Origin of the sequence: Gracilimonas sp. (assembly GCF_035704785.1) — a bacterium.
Classification (GTDB): domain Bacteria; phylum Bacteroidota; class Rhodothermia; order Balneolales; family Balneolaceae; genus Gracilimonas.
This window is the reverse complement of sequence record NZ_DASSWP010000098.1, coordinates 1-6,201: the sequence shown is the minus strand read 5'-3', so window position 1 is coordinate 6,201 and position 6,201 is coordinate 1. Positions and strand designations below refer to the sequence as shown.

Genomic DNA, 6,201 nt, shown 5'->3' with positions numbered 1-6,201 from the left:
CATACTGGCAAACACTTTCTTCTCTCGGCATTTGAAAGAGATCAAGGCCAACATTAGATACAGTCCATTGAGTGGTGTTATCCAAAAGATTTATGAGAGAGATAGGAGTACCGGCCACAAAGGCAGCAAGACGAGTTAGGTCGTCCAGTTTATGCTGAATTTCGGAGTAGTCAAGGTCATATTCAGAGAGTTTAAGTAAGCGGTTAAATTCATTATCAGGTATAGGGGCAATTTGTTTTGACATGCACTAAAGTTATTCAGATAATTTCCAGATATCTACCCGATCTAAGGCAATATATGGTACGGCTATGTGGTTGAGTTTGGTATTTATACCGATATCAGCCGGTCGTCCGGTTGTTTTGATAAGGATCTTCTCTGTGTCCTCGTTGAAAATCCGAATGGAGGAATCCTGCTGACTTGCTGAAAATAAGTTAGAGTCAATGAATTCGATACCGTCAAAATATCCTCCTTCAAGAGTTGCAAATTCATTGATCTCACCATCAGCGTTGAATGCATGAAAAGTTTGGGCACCGCCCCATGGGGCTAATATAAAGTCTGAATTTTCAGGATTTAAGGTGATACCATTTGGGGCATATTCAAGTGAATCGAGAAAGACAGTCGCTGAACCTTCTTCTACTTTATAAACACGGGGAACACCGGTATCAGTTACGTAAAGAACACCATCATCATCGGCAGACACATCATTCAGAAAGCCTATTTCAAATTCAGTGAAGTCTACAAAATCAGTTTGCTCACCGGTATTTTTATTAAAACCATGAACACCGAGAACATCTGCTGCCCAAAGTGTTTCATTCACAATAAACATTCCACGCGGGGCATGGAGGGGATTTTCCTCGGTTCCTTTCATAAATCTTAATTCCAGGATATTTCCTTCAGAATCAGCCTTGGTTATGAAACCTGTAGAGTCTTGATCATTCCCGCCACCGGTGAAGTTTGATATAAAATAAACGTCTTGTTCAGCGTCGTATCGAACGGCTTCAGGGCCATCTAGTCCGGTTATGGTATATGCAATTTGAGTGGAGTCTTGAATAGTTTCAAGATCCAGATTTGTTTGTGGCGAATCTGTTGAAGAACATCCCAGGAAAATAATAGATGCTGTGATTATTGCGGAAATTAGAGTCTTCATATCGTTATAGTTTGTTCTGTTATTTGTTGAACCAGGAGATATCGCGCACTTCAAATTGGTCTTCCTGATCCCAGTCTGTATTTATGATAATACCACCGATCAGAAGAAGCGGGCATTTTCCGAGATGTTCAAGTCCGCCCGCTATAATATCAGTGAGTTCCCGTTTAATTTGGGTGAATGCGATTTCAGTAGTGGCTATGATCTGATCATCAGCTTTTTTGATCTCTTGGTAATTTTCAATTAGTACCTTGTTGACCTGTCCTTGCTGGTAGTCATTGTTGGAGATGTTAAGTACGTTTCCGGCTTTCACGTTGTTGAGTCCGGCGATTAAAGAGCCACAGCATGTACTAGGTTCTTTTTGTCCTTCCCGCTGAACCGATCCGGTAGTTCCGTCTTTACTAATACCGATATGAGGACCGTACACAATAAACGCGCCTCCATCATCAGGAATATGACTTGAAAAAGCAGCAAATCCGGTTTTCCCTGTAAAAGGAATTCCAGAGATTCCTCCAAACCGAAATGGGCCCGGACCGCAGAAATTCTTATTAAGAGCGTTGATAGAATTATTTAGCTCATCACTACAAATGGATGTGCCCCAGATATAATCTTTTGGTTTATAGCCTGTTCGTTTTATTTCATTAAAAATGGTTTTTTCCAGGGAAGAAAATGATTCCGCCTTCGGATATACTGTGGTTACGTTCTGCATATTTTGTTAATCTGTATTACTGCTTTTTTTTTTGGATCAAATCTAACAATATAAATTCAAAGAATAGAAATGAAATTCCAAAGTGGGTTACAGTGAGTAGTTTGTCTATCGCTCTGATAAGAAATTAATTTTTGGCCTATCTCATACCGTAAGGTTTTTATCCGTATATTTAAAGCTTATTAAAATTGTGAGTTCGTGATAAGACTGGAATGTTAAACTTTTCAGGTTTATAGAACCTTGCTGGCCTTTGTAAATCAAGCAGTCGTGCTTGCCTCTTGTCCATAGCTCACCCCAAATTTATTCCGGACAAGAAGACGCGCAGCAAAAAATTTCTGAACGGGATCAAAACGACTAAAAAATATTATATGTCAACGTTCAAAGAACTGGGCCTGTCGCCCGAAATATGCCAAGCAGTAGAAGATCTTGGCTTTGAAACCCCCACTGAAGTACAGGAACGAGCTATTCCTACTATATTGGCTTCACAACGGGATCTAATTGCATTGGCCCAAACCGGAACCGGTAAAACCGGCGCTTTCGGAATGCCAGTGCTGCAACAAGTAGATGCCAACTCAAAAAATGTTCAGGTTTTGGTGTTATCTCCAACGCGTGAATTAGCTATACAGATAGAAAAAGACCTTAAGTCTTTTGCCAAACATCAGAAGGGTATTAGCACAGTAGCTGTATATGGTGGCGCAAATATCTCCACACAGATCCGTGCTCTGAATAAAGGTACTCAGGTAGTTATTGGAACTCCGGGACGAATGCTTGATCTTATTCGCCGTAAAAAATTAGATGTAACGAATGTACGTTCGCTGATCCTTGATGAAGCAGATGAAATGCTAAACATGGGATTCCAGGATGACCTGGATGCCATTCTTCATGACACACCGAAGGAAAAACAAACACTGCTGTTTTCTGCTACGATGCCTAATCAGATCTCCAAGATGGCGCGTAAGTACATGAACAATCCGGAAGAAATTCAGGTGAACGCCCGTAATTCCGGTGCACTGAATGTAGAGCATCATTTTTATATGGTGAATGCGAAGGATCGTTATGATGCCCTCAAGCGAATCGCAGATGTGAATCCTGATATTTATGGGATCATCTTTTGCAGAACTCGTCGCGAAACCGCTGATATTGCCTCTAAACTTTCCAAGGAAGGCTACAATGCCGACTTGCTGAATGGAGACTTATCTCAGAATCAGCGTGATGAGGTTATGAATCGCTTTCGTTCTAAAGATCTGCAACTGTTGGTTGCTACCGATGTAGCTGCCCGTGGATTGGATGTGGATAGCCTGACACACGTGATCAACTATAACCTTCCGGATGACCTGGAAGTGTATATTCACCGCAGTGGCCGTACCGGTCGTGCAGGAAACAGTGGAATTGCGGTTTCTATCATTCACACCCGAGAGATGAATAAGATCCGATCACTGGAAAAAATGTCAGGAAAGGATTTCATCAAGCAAGAAGTGCCAAGCGGTAAAGAAGTTTGTGGGATTCGTATGATGGATATGGTCGAGAAGCTCAGAACTACTGATGTCAACGAAAAGCAGATCGAGAAGTATTTGCCGGAAGTGTATGAGCGGCTGGCTGACTTAGGCTGGCAAGACCTGATCAAACATTTTGTTTCCATGGAATTCAATCAGATCCTGGAATATTATGAGCAAGCCGGCGATATCAATGCAACGGCAGGCAAATCGAAAAATAACAACAACCGCAAGAATTCATCTAACCGTAAAGGAAATAGAAATTCAGGCGGAAGCAGCAGCAATCGTATTGCTGAAGCAGGTTTTACCCGGTACTTCCTGAATGTAGGTGGAAGAGACGGATTGAATCCGGCCCGACTTATGGGTGTTGTAAATGAGCAAATGAATGGCAGTAAGCCTGATTTTGGCAAGATTGACATTCAAAATAATTTCTCATTCTTCGAGATCGAGCAAGGTTTTGACAACAAGCTGTTCGATGCCATGAACGGAAGTAAATTTGAAGGAAGAGACATTTCTGTTGAATTGGCTAAGCCCGATACAAGTGGTGGGTCTTCTTCATCTAACGGTTCTTCATCCGGTGGATACAAAGGAAAAGGCGGCTCCGGCTCTAGAAGCAAAAGCTCTGGTTCCAAGAAAGGAAGCAGGAAGTCTAAAGGCGAAGAGCCCTTCAGTAAGTCCAGAGGCGGACGGATCAAGAAAAAGAGAAGTCCTGAGGTTTACTCTTAATACTTGATAAAACCGAATAAATTTAAAGCCCAAGATCAGCAATGATTTTGGGCCTTTTTTATGATGGAATACTACAAAGGATTTAAATGTAGGCTTGTGATAGGATGAAGATTTGGAACATTGGTTAGATAGTTTAGAGGATATTCGTCGGAGAAGCTTTTTACTTGACTAAGTTTTAGAGCTTCGTAAAATCTTTTAGCATTTAAAAGTTCTACTGAGTAAGTCTTGTCTGAAATCGATTTCGCTAATTTTGAAGCACCAGATTGAAAATCAGAAGTCGTAACAAATATTCCGTTTGTATAGTTATTGATAAATAACGCACCAATAAAAGATCTGATTTGTTCGACTTTAATTTTGTTCTTGTATCTTTTTACTTGAACCCCGATAAAGTTGTCGTCAGAATTATTTAAGATCACATCTATTCCTCCGTCTGAAGAATATCCAGTAACCTGAGCAGAATATCCAAGATTCTTAAATACACTTGCAACCACGTCTTCATATTTTTTTGGGTTCAAAGAAAATCGGCTATCATATTTAGCCGTTAGGTATTTTTTGATTTCTTCAACGGGTAGTGATAAGTCTGTAAGGTCAAAATTATTTAAAACTCCGGCTGTAGCTAATATCAGTTCCCAGATTTGAGTGCTTTTTGAGTTCAAAAGAACTTTTTTCTCTAATACCCACCAACCACAGACTTTGCATGCGTGTGCTGTGCAATAAATATCACTTCCGGGGTCTCCATCTGCTAATTCAAAATGTTTTAAGGACACTCCTTCTTGATAATGCATCCAGTTTATGTCAATACTTTTATAATATAACTTTAAATAATTTTCAGGACTATGACCCCAAATATCAGGGATTGATACTGAAGACATTAAATTGTCACAAAATATGCATTTACTATTGTAGAAGTTGACTAGGTTGAAACCAAGTCTTTCCAAAGTTTCTTGATCAGTCGATTCACCATGAACCCAAGCTTTCATATGAGAGTAGTTGTATGCTATAATTTTTCAGGACCAGAAAGGTCTTGTCTAACATGCCTTACTGTTTGTATATAAACAGCATCTTTTTTTATTTGGTAAATGATGCGATAATTTCCTGAAATGATTTCTCTAAGGTTTTCATTATTAAACTCAGGCATCCTTCTTCCGGAACGAGGCTGTGAAAGTAATCGATCAGTTTCGGACATCAATTCCTCTGCCCACTTTTCTGCAATTTAAACACTGTCTCGGGCAATGTAATCTATAAACTCTTTGACTTTGTTAAGGGCTTGGTTAGTCCAGATTACTTCCACTCTTTCAGGCGTTCTCTCATTTGTTTCTTAGCTTCATCATTAGAAACTACGTTTCCATTCACGATATCACGTTCAGCCTGCATTAGCTCTTCAGCTAGATCCATTTTATCAATCATTCGCTGATACTCACCAACATCAACCAAAACAGCAGCACTTTTACCATGTTGGGTTAATACGATTGGGCGCTTATTGTTTTTCACTCGTTCAATGAAATCAGCAGATTTTTTTCGAAACTCGGATAGGGGACGAATATCTTGGTCCAACTCAACTTTTATTGTATTCATAATGCTTATTATATAAACTTATAAGGGTACTTTTAAAAGTACGAAAAAAATACATAAGTAAAATAAAAAGGTTCCGAAGCAGAGTCTAAGGAACCAGTTGAGAGTGATAAATAAAAAACCGTCGATACAATTTATAAATTACCCATACGGCTAAGTATCAATTAAAATCTACGAATCCCTAAATCCTACAAATCTGTGATCACAGTTTTGTAGGATTAGGGGCATCGCCATAAACCTCTTTGGGATCAAAGACTTTCTCATCTTCTTCGAAGTTGAGCTCGCCATCTTTCTCTTCGAAATCTTCTCCGGTTGGCACGCTCCGATAGAAGCAGGAGCGATACCCAACGTGACAGCTTGCGCCATTGCCCTGAACTTCAACCCGAAGCCATACGCAGTCTTGATCATCATCAATGCGCATTTCTTTTACGGTTTGAACCAGTCCGCTTGTGGCACCTTTGTGCCAGAGTGTTTCACGGCTGCGACTGTAATAAACCGCTTCTCCAAGTTCGATAGTTTTCTTTAAGGCCTCTTCATTCATGTAGCCATGCATCAGCAGC

7 protein-coding genes and 1 pseudogene are annotated in these 6,201 nt (G+C 40.2%); 1 reads left to right on the top strand and 7 read right to left on the bottom strand.

What is annotated here, in order from left to right; genetic code table 11:
- The 3 genes and pseudogenes from VFM80_RS05810 to VFM80_RS05800 all read right to left on the bottom strand — a co-directional run.
- Positions 1-244: pseudogene (locus VFM80_RS05810) on the bottom strand (sensor histidine kinase); the annotation flags it as partial.
- Between the two features lie 9 nt (positions 245-253).
- Positions 254-1,147, bottom strand: a complete 894-nt coding sequence (locus VFM80_RS05805) for an SMP-30/gluconolactonase/LRE family protein (RefSeq protein WP_395070480.1) — start codon at positions 1,145-1,147, stop codon at positions 254-256.
- A gap of 19 nt (positions 1,148-1,166) precedes the next feature.
- Positions 1,167-1,853, bottom strand: a complete 687-nt coding sequence (locus tag VFM80_RS05800; protein WP_395070478.1) for a hypothetical protein — start codon at positions 1,851-1,853, stop codon at positions 1,167-1,169.
- Positions 1,854-2,218: 365 nt separating this feature from the next.
- Here VFM80_RS05800 and VFM80_RS05795 point away from each other — a divergent pair, with 365 nt between their 5' ends.
- On the top strand, positions 2,219-4,069 hold the full coding sequence (locus VFM80_RS05795; protein WP_395070476.1) for a DEAD/DEAH box helicase: 1,851 nt from the start codon (positions 2,219-2,221) through the stop codon (positions 4,067-4,069).
- A 71-nt stretch (positions 4,070-4,140) separates the two neighbouring features.
- Here the strand turns inward: VFM80_RS05795 and VFM80_RS05790 are convergent, their stop codons facing one another.
- The 4 genes from VFM80_RS05790 to hisI all read right to left on the bottom strand — a co-directional run.
- Positions 4,141-5,049, bottom strand: coding sequence for a restriction endonuclease (locus tag VFM80_RS05790; RefSeq protein WP_395070474.1), 909 nt, complete (start codon positions 5,047-5,049; stop codon positions 4,141-4,143).
- 17 nt (positions 5,050-5,066) lie between these two features.
- Positions 5,067-5,282 carry a type II toxin-antitoxin system RelE/ParE family toxin gene (locus VFM80_RS05785; protein ID WP_395070482.1) on the bottom strand — a complete coding sequence of 72 codons (216 nt, stop codon included), beginning with the start codon at positions 5,280-5,282 and terminating at the stop codon, positions 5,067-5,069.
- Positions 5,283-5,350: 68 nt separating this feature from the next.
- Positions 5,351-5,644 carry a type II toxin-antitoxin system Phd/YefM family antitoxin gene (locus VFM80_RS05780; protein WP_395070472.1) on the bottom strand — a complete coding sequence of 98 codons (294 nt, stop codon included), beginning with the start codon at positions 5,642-5,644 and terminating at the stop codon, positions 5,351-5,353.
- A 199-nt stretch (positions 5,645-5,843) separates the two neighbouring features.
- The coding region (gene hisI / locus VFM80_RS05775) for a phosphoribosyl-AMP cyclohydrolase (RefSeq protein WP_395070470.1) at positions 5,844-6,201 on the bottom strand (358 nt) is incomplete at its 5' end.

What these genes read in the sequence shown, in the direction of transcription:
- VFM80_RS05805 (WP_395070480.1), bottom strand. Translation starts at nt 1,147, where the DNA reads ATGAAGACTCTAATTTCCGCAATAATCACAGCATCTATTATTTTCCTG.
- VFM80_RS05800 (WP_395070478.1), bottom strand. Translation starts at nt 1,853, where the DNA reads ATGCAGAACGTAACCACAGTATATCCGAAGGCGGAATCATTTTCTTCC.
- VFM80_RS05795 (WP_395070476.1), top strand. Translation starts at nt 2,219, where the DNA reads ATGTCAACGTTCAAAGAACTGGGCCTGTCGCCCGAAATATGCCAAGCA.
- VFM80_RS05790 (WP_395070474.1), bottom strand. Translation starts at nt 5,049, where the DNA reads ATGAAAGCTTGGGTTCATGGTGAATCGACTGATCAAGAAACTTTGGAA.
- VFM80_RS05780 (WP_395070472.1), bottom strand. Translation starts at nt 5,644, where the DNA reads ATGAATACAATAAAAGTTGAGTTGGACCAAGATATTCGTCCCCTATCC.